The sequence below is a fragment of the Bosea sp. OAE506 genome (assembly GCF_040546595.1).
GTDB lineage: Bacteria > Pseudomonadota > Alphaproteobacteria > Rhizobiales > Beijerinckiaceae > Allobosea.
Genome location: NZ_JBEPOB010000001.1, coordinates 4,383,089 through 4,404,632, shown reverse-complemented (window position 1 = coordinate 4,404,632; position 21,544 = coordinate 4,383,089). Strand labels below are relative to the sequence as shown.

Below are 21,544 nucleotides of genomic sequence, written 5' to 3'. Positions count from 1 at the left end.
GTGTGGCTCAGGCCGCCTTCGCCATGACCCGGCCGGCGCCGCCGTCGAGCGGCAGATGGACCATGACGATGGTGCCGGCGCCGATCGCCGAGCGCAGCCGCAGCGAGCCGCCATGCAGCTCGGTGAGGGAGCGGGCGATGGCGAGCCCGAGGCCCGAGCCCTTGTAGCTGCGGGTGAGGTCGCCCTCGACCTGCTCGAAGGGGCGGCCGATCCGGTCGATCTTCTCGCGCGGGATGCCGATGCCGCTGTCCTCGACGAAGATGTTGAGCGCGCCCGGCACGGGGCGGATGCGGACCGCGACCTGCCCCTCGTCGGGCGTGAACTTGACGGCGTTGTCGAGGAGGTTGCCGAGGATCTGGTAGAGCGCGTGCGGGTCGGCCTCGAGATGGGCGTCGCGCGGCCCCTCGACGGTGAGCTGGAGCCCCTTGCGGTTGATTTCGTCCTGGACCTTGCGGACCGCCTCGTCGACGACGAGCCCGACGACGATGTCGGTCTTCTCCAGATGGACCTTGCCCGACTCCAGTCGCGACATGTCGAGGATGTCCTCGATGATGCCGAGCAGGTAGCGGCCGCTTGAGCTGATGTCGCTGACATAATCCGCGTATTTGTCGCCGAGCGCCCCGAAGATGCCGTTCTCCATGATCTCGGAGAAACCGATGATCGCGTTCAGCGGCGTGCGCAGCTCATGGCTCATATTGGCGAGGAATTCGGATTTGGCGCGGTTGGCGCTCTCCGCCGCCGCTTTCTGCTCGAGATAGCGCTCGGCCATGTCGGCGAGCTGCTGGGCCTGCATTTCGAGCTTCTGGCGCGAGGCCTTCAGGTCGGTGACGTGCATCAGGAGCTGATGCTCCGACTGGGTCAGCCGCTCTTCCTGTTGCTTCAGCTTGGTGATGTCGGTGCCGACCGAGACCGAGCCGCCATCCTTGGTGCGCCGGCCGTTGATCTGCAGCCAGCGGCCGTCCGACAGGCGCGCCTCGTAGGACGATGAGCCATCCGTGCCGCGCAGCGAGCGCAGAGGCTCCTGGTCGATCGTGGGCTGGGCGCTCGATCGCATGATCTCGTCATGGCAGATGCCGGCGACGGCGAGCTCGGGCGGCAGCTTGTGGAGCTGCTGGTATTTCGCGTTGCAGAGCACGAGCCGGTTCTCGGCATCCCACAGCACGAACGCCTCGGAAATGGCCTCGACCGCGTCGCGCAGGCGGGCATCGGCCGTGGCCGTGCGCTCGGCCATGCGCCGCTGCTCGGAGATGTCGACGACGATGCCGACGAGATGCTTGGCGTTGGTGCGGCGGTCGGTGACGAGCTCGGCACGCGCCTTCAGCCAGATCCAGTTGCCGGCGCTGTCGCGGACGCGGAACTCCTGGTCGAGATGGGTGGCCTCGCCGCGGCTGATCGCGTCCGCAAGTGCGTAGAGATCGACATCGTCATGATGGATGAAGCCGCTGACCTCGCCGAAGGACATGTACTGGCCGGTGCGGGCATAGCCGAGCATGGCGTACATCGAATCCGACCAATAGATCCGGCCGCGGGCGAGGTCCCAGTCCCACAGCCCGCAATGGCCGCGGTTGAGGGCGGTGTCGATGCGCTCCCGGATACAGTCGCAATCCTCGTCGGCGGCACGCGCCCGGCGGGACTGCACGATGAAGCCGATGGTGATGGCGGTCAGCACGATGCCAGCGGTGGCGAAGAGCAGGGCCAGCCCGCTGCGGCGCTGCTGCCAGATCGACAGCACGCGGGACACCGGGTGGAGCACTGCGACCTGCCCGAGGGGGGCGGACAGGTTGCGCACGGTGGCGATTGCCTCGACGCCGTCCGGGAGGGTGATGCGCATCACGCCGGCGCGGTCGCCGAAGGCGGTGAGCGGCTGGGTCGGGCCGAGGAAATCGACCAGCGTGCGCCGCGTCTGGCCGATCGCCGGCTCGCTGGCGATGACATGGCCGTCCTCGGCGCTGACATGGACGATGCGGCCATGGGCGGCGAGATGGCGCGTGGCGAGCGAGGACAGCACCAGGGCCGGTGCGAGGCCGCGCTGCGAGGCGTTGTCGAGTTCGCGGGCCAGCAGGGCCGAGACCAGATCCATGTCGCTGGCGGCGTCCGTGAGGGCGTCCTCGCGCATGGCCGTGGTCTGGATCGCGGCGCCGGTGGCCAGCAGGATGATGAAGAGCGCGACCAGCCCGGGAATGACGGTCCGGATCGTCGGTTCGAGACTTTCGAAGCGCTGATACAGCGGGTGTGTCAGCGATCGTGCGACACCCAGAATCGAATCTGCGCGCACAGTTGCGCAGCCCGCGTTGGCACGCGTCATGCCCGTCCCCCTTCGGATACTTTACCGACAGTAGATCGGGAGACGTGCCGCATCCCCGCGAATCACTTTCAGTTGAATCCGCGCGGGTCGGTTTGTCTAGCCTTGAGTTGAATCGGGAACGCCGATTTCGCCTTCAGGTTGTGGTGTTTAACCGATTGAATCTTGTGCGCGTAATGAAGCGTTAACCTTTTCGACAGGTGGCCGTTAACCCCTTCACGCGAGCGTCCGCTCGGCGATGTCGGCGACGTCGCGCGAGAGGTTCGGCGTCTCGGCCACCATGGCGAGCTTCGCCTGCGCCAGGGCTTTCCGGCCGGGCTCCAGCATGCGCCAGCTCTTGAAGGAGGCGAGCAGCCGGGAGGCCATCTGCGGGTTGCTGCGGTCGAGCGCAATCACGGTCTCGGCCACGAAGGCGTAGCCTGCGCCGTCGGTGCGGTTGAACTGCGTGAGGTTGGCCGCAAAGCCGCCGATCAGCGCCCTGACCCGGTTCGGATTGCTCAGCGAGAAGGCCGGATGCTGCATCAGGTCGCGGACGCGGTCGAGCGTCGTCGGCTCCGCGATCAGCGCCTGCGCCATAAGCCACTTGTCGAGGACCAGCGGCTCGGCCGCGTAGGTCTTGGCGAAGCGGGCGATCAGCGCCTCGCGAGCCTCGCCCGGGACGAGCGTCATGGCTGCCAGCGCGGCGAGCCGGTCGGTCAGATTGTCGCCGCTGGCGAACTGCGCCTCGGCGAGGCGGGCGCCCTCCTGCGGGGAGGCTAGCGCGATCAGCCCAAGCGTCTCGTTGCGCAGCGCCCGACGGCCGGCTGAAGCGGCATCGGGGCTGTACTGGGCCGACACGCCGAGCTTCTCCCGCAGATCCGACAATTGCGAACCGAGGCGAAGGCCAATCTCGGTTGAGAGCGCGCGATGGGCGGCCTGGATGGCGTCGGGATCGACGTCGCGCCCGATCTCGCGTGCAACGTCGCCCATCGCGGGCAGACGCAGCACCTGCGCTGCGAAAGCCGGGTCGGACGGCGCCTGGTCACGCAGGAAATCCCCCAGCCCATCAGCCAGGTCCCGCCCCGTGACGCGCAGGGCCTCGATCTGGGCGGGGTCGCGCCCGGCCTCGACAAGCGCGCGCATCGCCACCGTCTGCCAAGCCTGCCAGCGGTTGAACGGGTCGCTGTCGGCCGAGAACAGCCGCAGCAGATCGGCGTCGGCAAGGTCGAGCTCGAGGCGCACCGGCGCCGAGAAACCGCGCAGCAGGGAGGGGATCGGTGGCTCGCCCACATCGGTGAAGGTCACCGAGAGCGAGGGCCGGTCGAGCACGATCAAACCGTCGCCGGCATAGGCCTCCGAGTCCGTGGTCAGGGGCAGGTCGCCGCTGCGTCCGACGAGGCCGAGGGCGACCGGGAGGACGACGGGCTGCTTCTCCGGCTGGCCTGGCGTCGGAGCCGTCTTCTGCGCCAGATCCAGCGTGTAGCTGCGCGCCGCCGCGTCGTAGCGGCCGGAAGCGACGATCGTCGGCGTTCCCGCCTGCTCGTACCAGCGCGCAAAATGGGTGAGGTCGTGGCCGGAGGTCTCGGCGAAGCAGCCGAGAAAATCCTCGATGGTCGCCGCCGTGCCGTCGCAGCGCGCGAAATAGAGGTCCATGCCGGCGCGGAAGGCGGCCTCGCCCACCAGCAGCTTGAGCATGCGGATCACCTCCGCGCCCTTCTCGTAGACCGTCGGCGTGTAGAAGTTATTGATTTCCTTGTAGGCGCGCGGCCGCACGGGATGCGCCAGCGGCCCGGCGTCCTCGGAGAACTGCGTCGTGCGCAGCGTCCGCACATCGGCGATACGCTTCACCGCGCGGGGAGCGCTCGTCGGACGAAAACTCCTGGTCGCGGAAGACCGTGAGGCCCTCCTTCAGGCAGAGCTGGAACCAGTCCCGGCAGGTGATGCGGTTGCCGGTCCAGTTGTGAAAATACTCATGCGCGATGATCGCCTCGATCGAAGCGTAGTCGCCGTCGGTCGCGGTCTGCGGGTCGGCCAGCACGTATTTGTCGTTGAAGATGTTGAGGCCCTTGTTCTCCATCGCGCCCATGTTGAAATCCGACACGGCGACGACGTTGAACACGTCCAGATCGTAGTTGCGGCCGAAGACGCGCTCGTCCCAGCGCATGCAGCGCACCAGGCTGTCCATCGCCCATCCCGCGCGGTCGGCCTTGCCGGGCTCGACATACACGGCGAGTTCGACGCTGCGGCCCTCGGCGGTCACATAGCTCTGGCGGACATGGTCGAGCGCGCCGCCCACCAGCGCGAAGAGATAGGCCGGCTTGGGATGGGGGTCGTGCCAGACCGCGAAATGCCGCTCGCCGCCCGGTACCTCGCCCGATGCAACGAGATTGCCGTTGGAAAGCAGCACGGGGGCGATCAGCTTCTTCGCCTCCAGCCGCACCGTGTAGACGGACATCACGTCCGGCCGGTCGAGGAAGTAGCTGATCCGGCGGAATCCATCCGCCTCGCACTGCGTGCAATAGACATGCGAGGAGAGGTAGAGCCCCATCAGCTTGGTGTTCGCGGAGGGGTCGACCTCCGTGTCGATCATCAGCGTGAAGCGCCGCGCCGGCGGGGCGTGCAGCGTCAGCTGCTGCGGGGTGACGCTGTAGGCCGCCTCGTCGATCAGCAGCCCGTCGAGCCGCAGCGCCACCAGCTTGAGCTCGTCACCGTCGAGCACGAGCGGGGCCCCAGGGCGCCCGGCGGGGTTCGGCCGCAACCCGAGCTGCGAGCGGATGCGCGTCTTCGTCGGGTGCAGGCTGATGTCGAGATCGACCGTGTCGATCAGCCAGTCGCTGGGGCGGTAATCCTCGAGGCGGATCAGGGGCGTGTCGTCGGGGCGCATCGGGAACTCGGATCTGCGTTTCGGTTCATCCGGCGCGCCGGATATGTAGAAAGGTCTGTAGCCCGGCGGCCCGCGAGCCGAAAGCTCGGCCCCGTGTCGCTGGGCCGAAAGCCTGCCGGAGGGTGCCTGCGCCTAGCTTGCGGGCCCGGCGATGGCGGGTTCGGCATGGCTGACGAGGCGGCAGACCTGCGGCCGCGCGATCCGTACGGCCCGCTCGATCTGGTCGACGGCAGCATGAACCGCGGCGACGTCGAGCGCCGGATCGACGCGGCAGTGATAGTTCACCACCAGGCCGTTCAACGTCTGGCGGACCCTGACATTGTGGATGTCGTGGATCGGCCCCTTCAGCGTCGCGGTTTCAGTGGCCAGTGCCTTGCCGATATCCTCGACTGTATCCCAGGCGGCGTCATGGCCGGCCGGCGCACCGGTCTCCATCGGCTCGATATGGGTTTCGACCTCGGTCTCGCCGCCGAACTCGTCCCGGATCGCCGCCTCAAGCCGCGTCGCGATCTCATGGGCCTCGCCTAGCGTCAGGCGCGCCTCGACCTCCATGTCCAGACTGACCGAGAGCCGCTGCCCGATCGTGTGCACGGAGACGTGGTGTACCGGGATCTTGAGCTTGAGCGCGATCAGCAGCACGCGCTCCAGCGCGGTCTCGTCGTCGACCTGGACCGGGTCGGTGGTGACTGCGATCGCGGCGCCGGGTTCGATCCGCTCGAACTCTGCGGTCAGAGCCTCGCGGATCGCCGCCACCCGCTCCAGCGGCAGCGTGCGCGAGACGGTGATGCCGATCTCGCCATGGATGCGCCCGCCCGTCGGGCGGACCTTGAGCCAGTTGACGCCGACCACGCCGGGCACGCTCTCGGCGCCCTCGCGCAGGCGCTCGCTCACCCCCTTGGGCGCCGCGTCGAGAAGGGTGTCGATGGTCCGCCGCCCCAGCCGGTAGGCCGACAGCGCGGTGAAGGCCGCGATTGCGAAGGCGGCGATCGTGTCGGCCCGGGCGACGCCGTACCAGACGCCGACGAGACCGGCGAGCACGAGGGCGGAGCCGACGAAATCAGCGGAGAAATGCGTCGCTTCGGCCGCCAGCGCCTCGCTCCCGGTCTCCTTCGCGACTTTCGTCAGCGAGCGCCAGCGGATCGCATCCACCACCATCGAGAGCAGCATGATGCCGATGACGATGGGCGTCACCGAGACGGTCTCGATCAGCCCCGTCCAGAGCCGGTTGCCGGCTTCCCAAAGGATCGCGCCCGCCAGCGTGAACAGGATCGCGGTCTCGACCAGCGCGGCCAGCGCCTCGACCTTGCCATGGCCGTAATGGTGCTCGTCATCGGCCGGCTTGTCCGAGACGCGCACGGCAAACCAGGTGAACAGGGTCGAGCCGACATCGATCAGGCCCTGGAGGGCGTCCGTCAGCAGGGCGAGCGAGCCCGACAGGATCGCGCCGACGATCTTGGCGCCGGTGAGCAGCAGCGTCGCCATCACCGAGAGAATCGCGGCGCGCTGCTTGATCTGCGCCATCTGGGCGGCGCTGGCGCGGGCGGGCGTGCCCTCCAGACCGTCTTGCGTTGAGCTCATGGCCTGTCCTGCCGGCTGCGTCTTGGAACTGTGTTCACGAGCGGCGATGCTTTCGCCCGATTCAACGGTAGGATCAACCCGACACCATCAGGTGAACGCCGCAAGGATGCGCCCGCCGCCACCGTCGGGCCGAAGAGGAAACGGACAAATCGATGCGCTATCTCCACACCATGGTCCGCGTGACCGATCTCGACGCCTCGCTGGATTTCTATGTGAACAAGTTCGGCCTGGTCGAAACCCGCCGGATCGAAAACGAGAAGGGCCGCTTCACCCTGGTCTTCCTGGCCGCGCCCGACGAGGTCGAGACCGTGCGCCAGCAGGGTAGCCGCGGTCGTCCGACGCTGGAGCTGACCTATAACTGGGACCCCGAGACCTACACGGGCGGCCGCAATTTCGGCCATCTCGCCTATGAGGTCGATGACATCTACGCCACCTGCGACAAGCTGATGAAGGCCGGCGTCACCATCAACCGCCCGCCGCGCGACGGCAACATGGCCTTCGTCCGCTCGCCCGACAATATCTCGATCGAACTGCTCCAGAAGGGCGACCCGAAGGCCCCGGCGGAGCCGTGGCTGAGCATGCCGAACACCGGCGTCTGGTAGGCGCCGGATGCTGGCAACTGGTGCGCGTCTGTGAGGGGATGGGGTGATGCATCCGGAAGGACCCATTTGCGTTGAACGGGAGCGTCGCATTGCTGCCCGGACGGACCGCGACCCGCTGCGATGACCGGCGTCTTCTGTCTCGGCATCTCGACGCTGGACTATGTCTACAGCGTCGAGACCCTTCCTACGCGCGGTGAAAAATACCGCTCGAAGGGTCTCGCGGTCGTCGGTGGTGGCTGCGCCGGCAATGCTTCGGTGGCCATCGCCAGGCTCGGCGGCCGGTGCTGGCTGGCGACGCGTCTCGCCGACGACCTGACCGGCGACCAGATCGTCGCCGATCTCGCGCGCGAGGGCGTGGAAACCGGCTTTGCCCGCCGCGTGCCCGGCCTGCGCTCGCCGGTCTCGGCCATCCTGGTCGATGCCCAAGGCGAGCGCATGGTGATCTCCTACTCTGATCCGGAGATGCCGGAGGACACGGACTGGCTCCCGAACGCCTTGCCGGAGGGGGCGCGGGCCGTGCTCGCCGACACGCGCTGGGGCGAGGGCGCGCTCGCGGCGTTGCGGCTCGCACGCGCCGCCGGCGTGCCCGGTGTGCTCGACGGCGACCGCAAGCCACCCCATCCCGATCTGGTCGCGACCGCAAGCCATGTCGCCTTCAGCGCCCAGGCCCTGGCGGAACTCTCCGGCGAGGAGGACCCGCGCGCCGGTCTCGCCCGGATCGCACGCGACGGGTCGACCTGGCTGGCGGTCACGCTCGGACGGGACGGCGTGCTCTTCGTCGAGGACGGCACGGTCGCTCATCTGCCCGCCTTCGCGGTCGAGGCCGTCGACACGCTCGGCGCCGGCGATGTCTGGCACGGCGCCTTCGCGCTCGCGCTGGCGGAGGGGCAAAGCGAGCGATCGGCGATCCGCTTCGCCTCGGCGGCAGCGGCGATCAAATGCACCCGCTTCGGCGGGCGGGCCGGTACGCCGCGGCGTGAGGAGATCGAGACCTTTCTGACGCAGCGGGGCTGAGAGCCCATAGGCCGGGATTGCCCATTATTTGGGCAGCCGAGGCGGGCGAGGCTCTTGCCGGAAAACGACGCGCGCGGAAGATTGCAGCGTCGTTCGACTCCGCCAGCCCGTTCGGGACCCTCCATGTACGCGCCGCCCGTTCCGGCCGCCACCGATCCGCTGCTGCCCGCCTATGTCCGCGCCGCGGGCGGGGTGGCGCTGCGCTTTGGCCGCGTCGGTGCACAGACGCTACGGCTGGACCTCTCCGAATCCGGCGGCTACCGCGCCCGCTTCCCCACCACCTTCGACGCAACCAGCGAGGCCGTGCTGATCAACACCGGCGGCGGCATGGCCGGCGGCGACACGATGAGCGTGACGGTCGATCTTGGCCCCGGCAGCGAAGCGATCGTCACCACCCAGGCCGCCGAGAAGATCTACCGCAGCCAGGGGGGCGACACCCGCATCGAGACCCGCCTGAGCGTCGCCGCCGGCGCCTCGCTCTGCTGGGTGCCGCAGGAGAGCATCCTGTTCTCCGGCGCGCGCCTGAACCGCCGCCTCGCCGTCGATCTTGCGGCCGATGCCCGGCTCGTCGCCTGCGAGAGCGTGTTCTTCGGCCGCAGCGCCATGGGCGAGAGCGTGCAGCGCGGCGCCTTGCGCGACCGCTGGCGCATCCGCCGCGACGGGAAGCTCGTCTTTGCCGAGGATGCCCGGCTTGAGGGCGCGATTGCCGAAACGCTGGGGCGCTCCGCGATCGGCGCCGGCGCCCGCGCCGCCGCGACGATCCTCGTCGCCGGTGGCGAGCTCGCCGACAGGCTGGAGCAGGTCCGCGCGCTCGCCGAGGAGGCGCAGGCCGGCGCGGTCGAGCTCGGCGCCGGCCTCGTCTGCGACCTTCTGGTCGTCCGCCTTCTCTCTCCCGATGCCCAGGCCCTACGTCGCGTGCTCGTCACGCTGCTCGGGCATCTGACCGGCCGTGCGCTGCCGCGCACCTGGTCAACTTGAGGAGAGCATCATGCTGGCGATCCAGGGTCTGAAATGCATCTACGACACCGGCGCGCGGGGCTGGGCGATCGAGCTGGCGCTGAGCGGCGAGGGCGAGGAGGCGGTGCGCCGCTTCGACGTAGCCGGCCCCGATGATGCCGAGATGCTGATCGAGGCCTTCGAGGACTCGACTGCGAGCGCCTTCGACCCGGCGACGGGCGAGATCGTCTTCGCCTATGAATATGCCGATTTCGGCATCGAGGACGAAGACGGTTCGGAAGACGAGGACGGCGAGGACGAGGGTTCGGACGGCGCCGACGAGGACGAAGAGAAGGACAAGACATGAATCTGACGCCGCGCGAAAAGGACAAGCTGCTCGTCGCCATGGCCGCCATGGTCGCGCGACGCAGGCTCGAGCGCGGCGTCAAGCTGAACTATCCCGAGGCCGTCGCGCTGATCACCGACTTCGTCGTCGAGGGCGCGCGCGACGGCCGCTCCGTCGCCGACCTGATGCAGGCGGGCGCCCATGTGGTGCGCGCCGACCAGGTCATGGACGGTATCGCCGCCCTCATCCACGACGTCCAGATCGAGGCGACCTTCCCTGACGGAACCAAGCTCGTCACCGTCCACGAGCCGATCCGCGGCGCGTCCGACACGATGAAGCCCGGCGAAGTTACGACGCTGCCGGGCGACCTTGTCATGAACGAGGGCCGCGAGAGCCTCTCGCTCACCGTCTCCAACACCGGCGACCGGCCGATCCAGATCGGCTCGCATTATCATTTCTTCGAGGCCAATCCGGCACTCGCCTTCGAGCGCGACAAGGCGCTTGGCTTCCGGCTCGATATCCCCGCCGGAACGGCGGTGCGCTTCGAGCCGGGCCAGACCCGCGAGGTCAGGTTGGTCGCAGTCGCCGGCAAGCGCGAGGTCTACGGGTTCCGGCAGGAGGTCATGGGGAAGCTCTGAGCGGTCTGACGCTCTGAACTGCCGCAGCCCTGATCCGCCTCGAGGAGATGACACGATGCCCTTCAATTACCCCCGCAACGCCTATGCCGCGATGTTCGGCCCCACCACCGGCGACACGGTGCGCCTCGGCGACACCGATCTCGTCATCAAGGTCGAGAAGGATTTCACGACCTATGGCGAGGAGGTGAAGTTCGGCGGCGGCAAGGTCATCCGTGACGGCATGGGCCAGAGCCAGGTCCGCAATGCCGACGGCGCCGTCGACACCGTCATCACCAACGCGCTGATCCTCGACCACTGGGGCATCGTGAAGGCCGATATCGGCATCCGCGCGGGCCGCATCTGTGCCATCGGCAAGGCCGGCAATCCCGACATCCAGAGCGGCTTCGGCAATTTCGACCCCACCGAGACGATCATCGTCGGCCCGGGCACCGAAGTCATCGCAGGCGAGGGCAAGATCGTCACTGCCGGCGGCTTCGACAGCCATATCCATTACATCTGCCCGCAGCAGATCGAGGATGCGCTGATGAGCGGGCTCACCACCATGCTCGGCGGCGGCACCGGCCCCGCGCACGGCACGCTGGCGACGACCTGCACGCCCGGCCCCTGGCACCTCGGCCAGATGATCAAGGCCGCCGACGCCTTCCCGATGAACCTCGCCTTCGCCGGCAAGGGCAACGCGGCGCTGCCCGGCGCCCTGATCGAGATGGTCGAGGCCGGTGCCTGCGCGATGAAGCTGCACGAGGACTGGGGCACGACGCCGGCTGCGATCGACAACTGCCTCTCCGTCGCCGACGACTACGACGTGCAGGTGATGATTCACACCGACACGCTCAACGAAAGCGGCTTCGTCGAGGACACGATCGCCGCCTTCAAGGGCCGCACCATCCATGCCTTCCACACGGAAGGGGCGGGCGGCGGCCATGCGCCCGACATCATGAAGGTCGCAGGCCTCGAGAACGTCCTGCCGTCATCGACCAATCCGACGCGGCCCTTCACCGTCAACACGCTCGACGAGCATCTCGACATGCTGATGGTCTGTCATCACCTGTCGCCCTCGATCCCGGAAGATCTTGCCTTCGCCGAGAGCCGCATCCGCAAGGAGACGATCGCGGCCGAGGACATCCTGCACGATCTCGGCGCGCTCTCGATGATGTCCTCGGACAGCCAGGCCATGGGCCGTGTCGGCGAGGTGATCACCCGCACCTGGCAGACCGCGCACAAGATGAAGGTCCAGCGCGGCACGCTCGCGCAGGATGTCGGCACCGGCGCCGACAATTTCCGCGCCAAGCGCTATGTCGCGAAATACACGATCAACCCCGCCATCGCGCATGGCATCTCGCGCCATATCGGCTCGATCGCGATCGGCAAGCTCGCCGATCTCGTGGTCTGGTCGCCGGCCTTCTTCGCGACCAAGCCGGACCTGATCATCAAGGGCGGCATGATCGCCGCTGCCCCGATGGGCGACCCGAACGCCTCGATCCCGACGCCGCAGCCGGTGCATTACCGCCCGATGTTCGGCGCCTTCGGCAAGGCGGTGACCTCGACCTCGCTGGTCTTCGTCTCGCAGGCCGCGATGGCCAACGGCCTGCGCAACCGGCTGGGCACCGAGAAGGAGATGGTCGCGGTCGAGAACACCCGCGGCGGCATCTCCAAGAAGAGCATGATCCACAACGACGCCACGCCCGACATCCAGATCGACCCGGAGACCTATGCGGTCGTTGCCGACGGCGAACTGCTCGTCTGCGAGCCCGCCAAGGAACTGCCGCTGGCGCAGCGCTATTTCCTGTTCTGACGACGCAGCACGGCGCGGAACAGCCCACCTCGCCCTGGCGTTCCTCTCCCTCCAGAACAGGGAGGTTCGCCATGGCTACCGACAAGGATCCCGAAGGGCAGCAGCCGGAAGCGCTCGCCACCTTCGCCGCGACGGCGCGAAACGATTCCCGCAAGCCTGCGGAGATCGGTCTGACCGCAACGCCGGACACCGAGCCGCTCGCCACCGCACCGGAGGCGAAGGCCGAGGCGGCGACGAAGGTGCTGCGCGAGGGCGTACTCGGCCGGGATCAGGGCGCCGCCGAAGCGGTCGATGCCCTGCCGGATCGCACGCGCGACGGCTGAACCCGCATCATTGACAGCCCGGCCTCGTCCATTCTCTAGTCGGCAAAACACAAGCCGACAGGGAAGAACGCCATGGATCGACGCCAGACCACCCGCATTCTGGCGGCTTTGTCCCTCTTGGGCGCCGCCTGGGGCGGTCTCGCGCCCGCCAAGGCGCAGGAGGTGACCGTCTACTGTTCCATTCTTGAGGAACAGTGCCGCGAGGGCGCGGCGATGTTCGAGAAATCGACCGGCATCAAGGTCGCAATGGTCCGCAAGAGCACGGGCGAGGTCTATGCTCAGGTGAAGGCGGAGGCCGGCAATCCGCGCGGCGATGTCTGGTGGGGCGGGCCCGGCGAGCCGCATCTCCAGGCGGCGGAAGAGGGGCTGCTGGACGAGTACAAGTCGCCGAAACTCCCCGAGCTGCTCGACTGGGCGCAGCGCCATGCCGAGCAGTCGAAATTCCGGACGAACGGCATCTATCTCGGGGCGCTCGGCATCGGCTACAACACCGAACTGCTCAAGAAGCGCGGCATCGCCGCCCCCAAATGCTGGGCCGACCTGCTCGATCCCAAGCTCCGCGACGAGGTCCAGATCGCCGATCCCAATTCCTCGGGAACGGCCTATGTCTTCCTCGCCACCACGGTTCAGCGCCTCGGCGAGGAGAAGGGCTTCGAGTACCTCAAGGCGCTTCACCGGAACATCAACCAGTACACGAAGTCCGGGATCGCCCCGGTCAAGGCGACCGCGCTCGGCGAGACGACGGTCGGCATCGCCTTCATCCACGACATGCTGACCCAGAAGCTGCAGGGCGCGCCGATCGAGACCGTCGCTCCCTGCGAGGGCACGGGCTACGAGACCGGCTCGGTTTCGATCATCAAGGGCGGCCGCAATCCCGACGCCGCGCGACGCTTCGTCGATTTCACGCTGTCGCCCGAGGCGCAGAACATCAACGCCAAGCTCAAGATCAACTCGATCCCCTCGAACCGGAATTCGGCCCTGTCCCCCGACGCGCCGAAGTTCTCGGAGATGAAGCTGATCGACTACGATACCCCGCGCTGGGGCTCCCCGGCCGAGCGGTCGCGACTGCTGAAGAAGTTCGATGCGGAGGTGAAGTCCCAGCCGCGCTGAGCGCGGGGAGGATCGGGCATCTGCATCCGCCAGCCGCTCCTTCGCGTAATCGGGCTTCATCACCGTTGCGTTCGGAGCCTGGCTTTTTGTCCGATCCTTTTCTCGTCATTGCCCGTATCGAGGTCCGCCCCCGATACCTGGGAGACGTTCGTCGCCGCCGCCACTGCCTGCATCGAGGCGACCCGCCGGGAACCCGGCTGCCTCGGCTACGAGTTCCACGAGAGCCTGACGAGCCCCTGCCGCTTCGTGTCGTTCGAGAGCTGGGAGACCCGCGCCGACATCGACCGCCACATGCGCTCGGAGCACATGGTGACATTCCTGAAGGCGACGAGGGCTTGCGTCATGGCGCCTCCGGTGATCGAAGTGATCGAGCCGCGGTCGATCGACCGCCTCTGATCTTCGCTTCAGTCACGGACTATCCATCATGCTTCGCGCCACCTCCGTCGTTCGCAAGGCCGCCGTCAGGCAAGACCGCGTCGTCGATACGCTGACGCTCGACCATGACGATCGCAACCGCCGCCGCCTCGCGCTCAAGGCCGATGGCGGGCTCGACGTGCTGCTTGATCTCGACAAGGCGACGGCGCTCGGCGACGGCGACGCCGTCAAGCTCGAGGATGGCCGTCTGGTGCTGGTGAAGGCCGCGCCGCAGAGCCTGCTCGAGATCAAGGCCGAGAACCCGCTGCGGCTGATGCGCGTCGCCTGGCATATCGGCAACCGGCATACGCCCGCCGAGATCACCACTGACGCGATCTATATCGAGAACGACCATGTGCTGGCCGAAATGGTGCGCGGTCAGGGCTGCGCCATGCAGGCCGTGATGCGGCCGTTCCAGCCCGAGCGCGGCGCCTACGACCACGACCACGCCAATTGCGACCATCCCAGCCACGCCCATGGCCATCATGATCATGGTCATCACGACCACCACCATGATCACGACCACGCGCATCATGGGCACGATCACGCGACGCACGCCCATGGTCATGCCGAGGCGCACGCTCATGGCGACAAGGGGCACGCCCATGCGGAAGCGCATGCGCACGCCCATGGTGACGCCTGCGGCTGCGGGCATGACCACGCGCATCACGACCATGGCCACAAGCACGGCGCCGAACACGGCCACAAGGGCCACAGCCACGATCACTGAGCAGCGCGCATGGCGGCCCATCTGCCCCTGATGGTCTGGCTGTCGCCGTCCTTCCCGGTCGGCGCCTTCGCCTATTCCCACGGCCTCGAATGGGCCTTCGAATGCGGCGACCTGCATGACGCTGCGACACTGCGGGACTGGCTCGAGGCGCTCGTCGTCCACGGCTCGCTGCGCAACGACCTGATCCTCTTCGCCTGTGCCGCCCGTGCGCTCAATGCAGGCGACGATGCGGCGCTGGCCGAGATCGCCGAACTCGCCCTGGCGCTGGCGAACTCCGCCGAGCGCCGGCTCGAGACGGTGACGCAGGGCAACGCCTTCGTCGCGGCGCTGCGGGCCGCCTGGCCCTGCGAGGCGATCGAGCGCCTCAAGCGGATCTGGCCGGAGGATATCGCCTATCCGCTGGCCGTCGCGGCAGCCAGCGCGGGTCACGGCCTGCCGCTCGCGGCGTCGCTGGAGGCCTATGGCCTGGCCTTCGTCGCCAATCTCGTCTCGGCCTCGGTGCGGCTCGGCATCGTCGGCCAGACCGACGGGCAGAGGCTTACCGCCGCACTGGTTCCCGCCGTGCAGGCGGCGGCCGCGGAAGCCGAGCCTGCGACGCTGGATGACCTCGGCGGCTGCGCCTTCCGCTCCGATCTCGCCTCTCTGCGCCACGAGACGCAGTATTCGCGGCTGTTCCGCTCGTGACGGGCGTCGTCGCCCCGGCGCTCGCGCTCGTGCTGGCGGCGGTCGCACTTCTCCATGCCTACTGGGGACTTGGCGGTCTCTGGCCGGCTTCCGGCGAGCAGGACCTCGTTCGCCGGGTCGTCGGAGACCCCCGTCTGAAGCGCATGCCACCGCCGGCCATGTGCCTGCTTGTGGCAGCCGTGATCGCCGTCACCGCGCTCTGGCCGCTGCTGCTGGCCGGCTGGTTCGGGACGGTCGCGACGGGTTGGTTCGCCCGGAGCGTCGGAGGCGCCATCATGGCCGTGTTCTTGCTCCGGGGCATCGCAGGCTTCCTGCCGGCCTGGCGGCGCAAGCATCCCGTCGAGCCCTTCGCCACGATCGACGGGCGCATGTATTCGCCGCTGTGTCTCACGGTTGCCGCCGGCTACGCCGTTCTGCTGTTTCAAGGAGTCTGACCCGTGACCCGTTCCCCCCATGGCCCTCTCCGCGTCGGCATCGGCGGCCCCGTCGGCTCCGGCAAGACGGCGCTGATGGAGGTGCTCTGCAAGCGCATGCGCGACCGCTACGACCTCTGCGCCATCACCAACGACATCTACACCAAGGAGGATGCGCGGCTGCTGACGGTGGCCGGCGCGCTGCCGCAGGAGCGCATCATGGGCGTCGAGACCGGCGGCTGCCCGCATACCGCGATCCGCGAGGACTGCTCGATCAATCTCGCCGCCGTCGAGGAGATGCGCGGCAAGTTTCCCGATCTCGACATGATCCTGATCGAGTCCGGCGGCGACAATCTCGCCGCCACCTTCTCGCCCGAACTGGCAGATCTGACGATTTATGTGATCGACGTCGCGGCCGGCGAGAAGATCCCGCGCAAGGGCGGCCCCGGCATCACCCGCTCCGATCTGCTGGTCATCAACAAGACCGATCTCGCCCCCCATGTCGGCGCGGATCTTGCAGTCATGGAACGCGACACGAAGACGATGCGCGGCAAGCGGCCCTACGCCTTTACCAACACCAAGGCGGGCGAGGGCGTCGACGCGGTGATCGACTTCATCGAGACGGCCGGCGGGCTGAGGGCTGCGCCGGCGGCATGACGAACGGACGGGGATTGCAACGATGGCGGCGACGACACGAATGGCTCTGGCCTTGATCGCGACGGCGCTCGCCGGGCCCGCTCTGGCCCATACCGGCACCGGCGCCGTGCATGGCTTCGGGGCGGGGCTGATGCACCCGCTGCTCGGGATAGACCATGTCCTCGCCATGGTCGCCGTCGGCCTCTGGGCCGGGCTCACCGGCGGTCGCGCGCGCTTCGCCTATCCGTTCGCCTTCGTCGGCATGATGGTGCTGGCCGGGCTCTGGGGCATGTCGGGTGAGGCGTTGCCCGGCGTCGAGATCGGCATCGCCGTTTCGGTGGTCGTGCTCGGCCTCGCCATCGCGCTGAAGGCGAGCCCGCCGCTGACGGCCGGCGCCGCAGCCTGCGCGATCTTCGCGATCTTCCACGGTTACGCCCATGGTGCCGAGCTTCCCGCAGGCGCAAGCGGGCTCGGCTACGCACTCGGCTTCGTCCTCTCGACCGCCGCATTGCATGGCGCGGGGCTCGCTGCGGCCGGTGTTCTGGCTGCGCGGGCCCCCCTGCTGGCGCGCATTGCCGGTGGCGGCGTGGCGCTGGCGGGGCTGGCCCTGCTCGCGGGCTAGGCGGCCGTCGCACCGCCTGACCCGGCGCCGCCCGTGAGGCCCGATCTCAAGATCCTGATCGTCGATGCCAACCCGGTGCGGGCGGCGATCATCGACGAGGGCCTGCGCGAGGCCGGCTTCACCGATCTCGTGCGGATCGGCGCGACGCAGGGCCTGGTCAAGGCGATCGAGACCCATGATCCCGACGTGGTCGTGATCGACCTCGAGGACCCCAGCCGCGATGCGCTGGCCGACATGTTCCTGGTCAGCCGCCATGTCCGGCGGCCGATCACCATGTTCGTCGACCAGTCCGATTCCGCCTCGATCGAGGCCGCAGTCGAGGCTGGCGTCTCCGCCTATATCGTCGACGGGCTGAAGAAGGAGCGGATGCAACCGATCCTGCAGACCTGCATCAGCCGCTTCAACGCCTTCCGCAAGCTCCGCGAGGAACTGGACGAGGCCCGCTCCCAGCTCGAGGAGCGCAAGCTGGTCGACAAAGCCAAGGGCATCGTCATGCGCATGAAGAGCCTGCCGGAGGAGGAGGCCTATGCCCTGCTGCGGCGCACCGCCATGAACGACAAGCGCAAGCTCGTCGACATCGCGCGCTCGATCATCACGGCCGCCGAGGTGTTCAAATGACCAAGGTGCTGACATGACCGAGGTGCTGACATGACGCTGCATCTGCGGGTCGGCTTCATGCCGCTGGTCGATTGCGCGCTGGTCGTGCTGGCCAAGGACGAGGGGTTCGCCGAGGCCGAGGGGCTGAACCTCGAACTCGTGCGCGAGGTGTCCTGGTCCAATCTGCGCGACAAGCTCAACGTTCGCCTGTTCGACGCCGCCCATATGCTCGGCCCAGCCGCCATCGCCGCGACGCTCGGCGTCGGTGGCGTCCGGGCGCCCATGGCAGTGCCGCTCGCGCTCAATCTCGACGGTGCCGCGATCACGGTGACGTTGCGGCGCTATGAGGAACTCGCGCGCCTCGCCGAGGGCGATATGGCCGATACGACGGTGTCCGCCCGCGCGCTCGCGGCGCTGGTCGCCCGCCGCAAGGCCTCGGGGCTGCCGCCGCTCACGCTGGCGGCCGTCTTCGGCTTCTCCAGCCACACCTATCTGATCTGCGAATGGCTGGCGAAGGCCGGGCTCTCGTTGGGGACGGATATCCGCTTCGAGGTTGTTCCACCGCCCCAGACGGTCGAGGCCCTGCGCAGCGGCCGCGTCGATGGCTTCTGTGCGGGTGCGCCGTGGAATGCCGCTGCAGTGGCGGCCGGGGTCGGCGCGATGGTCCACACCAGCACCGATCTGCGGCGAGACTGCCCCGATAAGGTCCTCGCCTGGCAGGCCGACGATATCGAGCGCCGCCCGGCCGCGGTCCAGAAGCTGACAGCGGCCATCCTGCGGGCCAGCGACTGGGCCTGCGACCCCGCCAACATCCCGCGCTTCGCCGCGCACCTCTCGGCGCCTGACCGGCTCGCACTCCCGGTCGAAATCCTCGAGCCGGTGCTGCACTTCAATCTGCTGCAGGGCGCGGGGCGACCGCCGCGCCAGGTCGAGCGCTTCATCCGCTTCGATCGCGAGGCGCTGCGCCCGGTTCCCGAGCAGGCCGACTGGATTCTGGCGGGCATGGAACGCGCCGGACAGATCGTCCCGTCGCCCGGAATGCTGGAGCAGGCGCGCGCCGTGTTCCGGCCTGCCGCTTTTCCGATCGATACCGCCTGATCCGCTGGCGTGGCGCCGAAATGAGCAGTCACGCCTGATTTCTGCGCTTCATCGGCCGGGTCTGATCGCGCCACCAACCCCTGCGTGCACCGTCCAAGCTGTTGTAATTCCAGACAGCCGCCTGCGCGGCGCCGGCTGGCACGAACCTTGTAAGGCTTGATCCGACGCGGCCAACGCTGCCCGCGCCATCCTCCGAACCGGAACTGCACAGCAACGCCGCTGTCGAACGTGCCCATGGGTGCATTCGCGCGGCGTTTTTCGTGTTCGGCGGCAGGCGGGCCTTCCTTCGCAAACCGAGAGGCGATCGATGACGAACACAGTCGAGACCAGCACAAAGCCCGCATCCGTGAATGTCGGCCGCCGCCGGCTGCTGAAGCTGTCGGGCGCCGCCGCGCTGTTGAGCGCCGCGCGCCTCGCGCTGCCGTCCGGCGCCTTCGCGCAGAGCGCGGGCCCCGAGGTCAAGGGCACGCGTCTCGGCTACATCGCGCTGACCGATGCCTCGCCCCTGATCATCGCCAAGGAAAAGGGCCTCTACGCGAAGTACGGCCTGCCCGACATGGACATCGCCAAGCAGGCGAGCTGGGGCGCGACGCGCGACAACATGGCGCTCGGCTTCAAGAACAACGGCATCGATGGCGGCCACATCCTGCGCCCGAAGACGCATCTCTATTCCACCGGGAAGGTGATGCAGAACAACCAGCCGCTGCCGATGTACACGCTGCTGAACCTCAACGAGGACGGCCAGGCGATCTCGGTCTCCAACGAATACAAGGACCTGAACGTTCAGAAGGATGCCTCGCCGCTGAAGCTCGCCTTCGAGCGAAAGAAGGCGGCGGGCAAGGAACTCACCGCCGCCATGACCTTCCCGGGCGGCACCCACGACCTCTGGATCCGCTACTGGCTCGCCGCCGGCGGCATCGACCCCGACACCGACATCAAGGTCATCACCGTGCCGCCGCCGCAGATGGTGGCGAACATGAAGGTCGGCACGATGGACTGCTTCTGCGTCGGCGAACCCTGGAACGAGCAGCTCGTCAACCAGAACATCGGCTACACCGCCCTGACCACCGGCGAACTCTGGTCGCGGCACCCCGAGAAGATCCTCGGCATGCGGGCCGATTTCGTCGACGCCAACCCGAAGGCGACGCAGGCCATCCTGATGGCGGTGATGGAAGCCCAGCAATGGGCCGACAAGCGCGAGAACCGCCAGGAACTCTCCGAAATCGTCGGCCGCCGGCAGTGGTTCAACGTTCCCGTCAATGACATCAACAAGCGCCTGCTCGGCGACATCAACTACGGCAATGGCCGCGAGGTGAAGGGCACCAATCTCCAGATGAAGTTCTGGGGCGAGGGCGGCTCGTCATCCTATCCCTGGAAGAGCCTCGACACCTGGTTCGTCACCGAGAACATCCGATGGGGCAAGTTCGAGCCGACGATCGACATCAAGGCGCTGGTCGACAAGACCAACCGCTCGGATCTCTGGCGCGAGGCGGCCAAGACACTGGGCGTTTCCGGTGCCCCGACCGCGGATTCCCGCGGCGTCGAGACCTTCTTCGACGGCGTGAAGTTCGATCCCGCGGCGCCGATGGACTACCTCAAGGCCCTCAAGATCAAGCGGGTCGCCTGAGCCGATGGCCGAGCCCCTCGTCATCGTCGGGAAGGGCATGGCCGCGACGCGGCTGGTCGAGGAACTCGGCCAGCGCGCGCTCGGTCGCCATGCCATCGCGGTGATCGGCGAGGAGCCGCGGCTGGCCTATAACCGCGTCCTGCTCTCGCCGCTGCTGGCCGGCGAGATCGCCGAGGCCGATGTCGAGCTGAAGCCGGCCGCCTGGTGGCGCGCCCGCGGCGTCTCGACCTTCTATGGGCGCGGCGTCACCGCCATCGACCGCGGCGCGAAGATCGTGACCCTCGCGGACGGCGCAACGCTGCCCTATGGCAAGCTCGTCCTGGCGACCGGCTCGAAGCCGGTCCGGCCGCCTTTGCCGGGCACCGACCTGCCGGGCGTGATGACCTTCCGCGACATGGCCGATGTGCGGACCCTGCGCGAGCGGGCCCGTAGCGGCGCGCGCATCGTCGTCATCGGCGGCGGCCTGCTCGGCATCGAGGCTGCCTATGGGCTGTCGCGCAGCGGTGGGCGGGTGACGCTGCTGCATCTGGTTGACCGGCTGATGGAGCGCCAGCTCGATGCCGAGGGCGCGGCCCTGCTGGCCGAGGCCGTCGCGCTGCGCGGCATCGATCTGCGGCTGGGCGCCGCCACGCGAGGCTTCGTCGGACGCGACCATGTCGAGGCCGTCGAGCTCCAGGACGGAACCGTGCTGCCGGCGGACCTCGTCGTCGTCGCGATCGGTGTGCGGCCCCATGCGGAACTCGCGCGGGCTGCCGGGCTCGGCGTGGACCGCGGCATCCTCGTCGACGATGGTTTGGCCACGAGCGATCCCGATATCTTCGCGATCGGCGAATGCGCCCAGCACGACGGCAGCGTCTACGGGCTGGTCGAGCCGGCCTATGAACAGGCGCGCGTGCTGGCGCGTCGGCTTGCCGGCCAGCAGGCGCGCTATCGCGGCTCGCTGCTGGCGACCAATCTCAAGGTCAGCGGCATCGGCGTATTCTCCGCGGGAGAGTTCGAGGCGGGGGAGGGGGCGCAGACCATCGTGCTGCGCGACCGCGCGACCGGCCTCTACCGCAAATTCGTCATCCGCGACGGCCACCTCGCCGGCTGCGTCCTCGTCGGCGATACGCAGGGCGCGCTGTTCTATCTCCGGCTGATCCGCTCGGGGCAGGACATCTCCGCCATCCGCAGCGAACTGCCCTTCGGCGAGCCCTATTGCCTGGCGGAGGCGGCCTGA

Annotated in this window: 20 protein-coding genes and 1 pseudogene; 18 read left to right on the top strand and 3 right to left on the bottom strand. The window is 68.2% G+C overall.

The features are described 5' to 3' along the window. Positions 1 to 7 precede the first annotated feature (7 nt). The 3 genes and pseudogenes from ABIE41_RS21425 to ABIE41_RS21415 all read right to left on the bottom strand — a co-directional run bounded on the left by ABIE41_RS21425 (position 8) and on the right by ABIE41_RS21415 (position 6,743). A complete protein-coding gene (locus ABIE41_RS21425) occupies positions 8 to 2,305 on the bottom strand; it encodes a PAS domain-containing sensor histidine kinase (protein WP_192642253.1) in 2,298 nt (765 codons plus the stop codon). A 213-nt stretch (positions 2,306 to 2,518) separates the two neighbouring features. Then, positions 2,519 to 5,165: pseudogene (pepN, locus tag ABIE41_RS21420) on the bottom strand (aminopeptidase N). A 132-nt stretch (positions 5,166 to 5,297) separates the two neighbouring features. Continuing rightward, positions 5,298 to 6,743 carry a cation diffusion facilitator family transporter gene (locus ABIE41_RS21415; protein WP_192642251.1) on the bottom strand — a complete coding sequence of 482 codons (1,446 nt, stop codon included), beginning with the start codon at positions 6,741 to 6,743 and terminating at the stop codon, positions 5,298 to 5,300. A 152-nt stretch (positions 6,744 to 6,895) separates the two neighbouring features. On the opposite strand from ABIE41_RS21415, the gene ABIE41_RS21410 reads away from it, so the two are divergent. From ABIE41_RS21410 to ABIE41_RS21325, 18 genes are all read left to right on the top strand, one after another. Next, a complete protein-coding gene (locus tag ABIE41_RS21410) occupies positions 6,896 to 7,345 on the top strand; it encodes a VOC family protein (protein WP_192642250.1) in 450 nt (149 codons plus the stop codon). A gap of 120 nt (positions 7,346 to 7,465) precedes the next feature. Continuing rightward, positions 7,466 to 8,359 (top strand): PfkB family carbohydrate kinase, encoded by an 894-nt coding sequence (locus tag ABIE41_RS21405; protein WP_192642249.1) that lies wholly within the window; start codon positions 7,466 to 7,468, stop codon positions 8,357 to 8,359. Between the two features lie 123 nt (positions 8,360 to 8,482). Then, positions 8,483 to 9,337 carry an urease accessory protein UreD gene (locus tag ABIE41_RS21400; RefSeq protein ID WP_192642248.1) on the top strand — a complete coding sequence of 285 codons (855 nt, stop codon included), beginning with the start codon at positions 8,483 to 8,485 and terminating at the stop codon, positions 9,335 to 9,337. 10 nt (positions 9,338 to 9,347) lie between these two features. Then, on the top strand, positions 9,348 to 9,662 hold the full coding sequence (locus tag ABIE41_RS21395) for a hypothetical protein (RefSeq protein ID WP_192642247.1): 315 nt from the start codon (positions 9,348 to 9,350) through the stop codon (positions 9,660 to 9,662). Next, positions 9,659 to 10,279, top strand: coding sequence for an urease subunit gamma (locus tag ABIE41_RS21390; protein WP_192642246.1), 621 nt, complete (start codon positions 9,659 to 9,661; stop codon positions 10,277 to 10,279). The genes ABIE41_RS21395 and ABIE41_RS21390 overlap by 4 nt, the downstream gene beginning before the upstream one ends. A 55-nt stretch (positions 10,280 to 10,334) precedes the next feature. Next, on the top strand, positions 10,335 to 12,071 hold the full coding sequence (gene ureC, locus ABIE41_RS21385; protein ID WP_192642245.1) for an urease subunit alpha: 1,737 nt from the start codon (positions 10,335 to 10,337) through the stop codon (positions 12,069 to 12,071). Positions 12,072 to 12,142: 71 nt separating this feature from the next. Then, complete coding sequence (locus ABIE41_RS21380; protein WP_192642244.1) at positions 12,143 to 12,394, top strand: hypothetical protein; 252 nt, start codon at positions 12,143 to 12,145, stop codon at positions 12,392 to 12,394. A gap of 72 nt (positions 12,395 to 12,466) precedes the next feature. Further along, a complete protein-coding gene (locus tag ABIE41_RS21375; protein WP_192642243.1) occupies positions 12,467 to 13,504 on the top strand; it encodes an ABC transporter substrate-binding protein in 1,038 nt (345 codons plus the stop codon). Positions 13,505 to 13,612: 108 nt separating this feature from the next. Next, positions 13,613 to 13,900 carry a putative quinol monooxygenase gene (locus ABIE41_RS21370; RefSeq protein ID WP_354193047.1) on the top strand — a complete coding sequence of 96 codons (288 nt, stop codon included), beginning with the start codon at positions 13,613 to 13,615 and terminating at the stop codon, positions 13,898 to 13,900. A 28-nt stretch (positions 13,901 to 13,928) separates the two neighbouring features. Further along, the gene (locus ABIE41_RS21365) at positions 13,929 to 14,648 is read left to right on the top strand and encodes an urease accessory protein UreE (RefSeq protein WP_192642241.1); all 720 of its coding nucleotides are present in this window, start codon (positions 13,929 to 13,931) and stop codon (positions 14,646 to 14,648) included. Between the two features lie 9 nt (positions 14,649 to 14,657). Beyond that, positions 14,658 to 15,332 (top strand): urease accessory protein UreF, encoded by a 675-nt coding sequence (locus ABIE41_RS21360; RefSeq protein ID WP_192642240.1) that lies wholly within the window; start codon positions 14,658 to 14,660, stop codon positions 15,330 to 15,332. Continuing rightward, positions 15,329 to 15,766, top strand: coding sequence for a DUF3995 domain-containing protein (locus tag ABIE41_RS21355; RefSeq protein ID WP_192642239.1), 438 nt, complete (start codon positions 15,329 to 15,331; stop codon positions 15,764 to 15,766). The genes ABIE41_RS21360 and ABIE41_RS21355 overlap by 4 nt, the downstream gene beginning before the upstream one ends. 3 nt (positions 15,767 to 15,769) lie before the next feature. After that, positions 15,770 to 16,402, top strand: coding sequence for an urease accessory protein UreG (ureG, locus tag ABIE41_RS21350; RefSeq protein ID WP_192642238.1), 633 nt, complete (start codon positions 15,770 to 15,772; stop codon positions 16,400 to 16,402). A gap of 40 nt (positions 16,403 to 16,442) precedes the next feature. After that, a complete protein-coding gene (locus ABIE41_RS21345) occupies positions 16,443 to 17,003 on the top strand; it encodes a HupE/UreJ family protein (RefSeq protein WP_192642903.1) in 561 nt (186 codons plus the stop codon). Between the two features lie 33 nt (positions 17,004 to 17,036). Next, complete coding sequence (locus tag ABIE41_RS21340) at positions 17,037 to 17,621, top strand: ANTAR domain-containing response regulator (protein WP_192642237.1); 585 nt, start codon at positions 17,037 to 17,039, stop codon at positions 17,619 to 17,621. 30 nt (positions 17,622 to 17,651) lie between these two features. Then, a complete protein-coding gene (locus ABIE41_RS21335) occupies positions 17,652 to 18,698 on the top strand; it encodes a CmpA/NrtA family ABC transporter substrate-binding protein (protein ID WP_192642236.1) in 1,047 nt (348 codons plus the stop codon). Positions 18,699 to 19,005: 307 nt separating this feature from the next. After that, the gene (locus ABIE41_RS21330; RefSeq protein WP_192642235.1) at positions 19,006 to 20,325 is read left to right on the top strand and encodes a CmpA/NrtA family ABC transporter substrate-binding protein; all 1,320 of its coding nucleotides are present in this window, start codon (positions 19,006 to 19,008) and stop codon (positions 20,323 to 20,325) included. A gap of 4 nt (positions 20,326 to 20,329) precedes the next feature. Then, entirely contained in the window at positions 20,330 to 21,544 is a 1,215-nt protein-coding gene (locus tag ABIE41_RS21325) for an NAD(P)/FAD-dependent oxidoreductase (RefSeq protein WP_192642234.1), read from the top strand.

Bases quoted from the DNA above. Each gene is read 5' to 3' on its own strand.
- ABIE41_RS21425 (WP_192642253.1), bottom strand. From the start codon at position 2,305: ATGACGCGTGCCAACGCGGGCTGCGCAACTGTGCGCGCAGATTCGATT.
- ABIE41_RS21415 (WP_192642251.1), bottom strand. From the start codon at position 6,743: ATGAGCTCAACGCAAGACGGTCTGGAGGGCACGCCCGCCCGCGCCAGC.
- ABIE41_RS21410 (WP_192642250.1), top strand. From the start codon at position 6,896: ATGCGCTATCTCCACACCATGGTCCGCGTGACCGATCTCGACGCCTCG.
- ABIE41_RS21405 (WP_192642249.1), top strand. From the start codon at position 7,466: ATGACCGGCGTCTTCTGTCTCGGCATCTCGACGCTGGACTATGTCTAC.
- ABIE41_RS21400 (WP_192642248.1), top strand. From the start codon at position 8,483: ATGTACGCGCCGCCCGTTCCGGCCGCCACCGATCCGCTGCTGCCCGCC.
- ABIE41_RS21395 (WP_192642247.1), top strand. From the start codon at position 9,348: ATGCTGGCGATCCAGGGTCTGAAATGCATCTACGACACCGGCGCGCGG.
- ABIE41_RS21390 (WP_192642246.1), top strand. From the start codon at position 9,659: ATGAATCTGACGCCGCGCGAAAAGGACAAGCTGCTCGTCGCCATGGCC.
- ureC (WP_192642245.1), top strand. From the start codon at position 10,335: ATGCCCTTCAATTACCCCCGCAACGCCTATGCCGCGATGTTCGGCCCC.
- ABIE41_RS21380 (WP_192642244.1), top strand. From the start codon at position 12,143: ATGGCTACCGACAAGGATCCCGAAGGGCAGCAGCCGGAAGCGCTCGCC.
- ABIE41_RS21375 (WP_192642243.1), top strand. From the start codon at position 12,467: ATGGATCGACGCCAGACCACCCGCATTCTGGCGGCTTTGTCCCTCTTG.
- ABIE41_RS21365 (WP_192642241.1), top strand. From the start codon at position 13,929: ATGCTTCGCGCCACCTCCGTCGTTCGCAAGGCCGCCGTCAGGCAAGAC.
- ABIE41_RS21360 (WP_192642240.1), top strand. From the start codon at position 14,658: ATGGCGGCCCATCTGCCCCTGATGGTCTGGCTGTCGCCGTCCTTCCCG.
- ABIE41_RS21345 (WP_192642903.1), top strand. From the start codon at position 16,443: ATGGCTCTGGCCTTGATCGCGACGGCGCTCGCCGGGCCCGCTCTGGCC.
- ABIE41_RS21335 (WP_192642236.1), top strand. From the start codon at position 17,652: ATGACGCTGCATCTGCGGGTCGGCTTCATGCCGCTGGTCGATTGCGCG.
- ABIE41_RS21330 (WP_192642235.1), top strand. From the start codon at position 19,006: ATGACGAACACAGTCGAGACCAGCACAAAGCCCGCATCCGTGAATGTC.
- ABIE41_RS21325 (WP_192642234.1), top strand. From the start codon at position 20,330: ATGGCCGAGCCCCTCGTCATCGTCGGGAAGGGCATGGCCGCGACGCGG.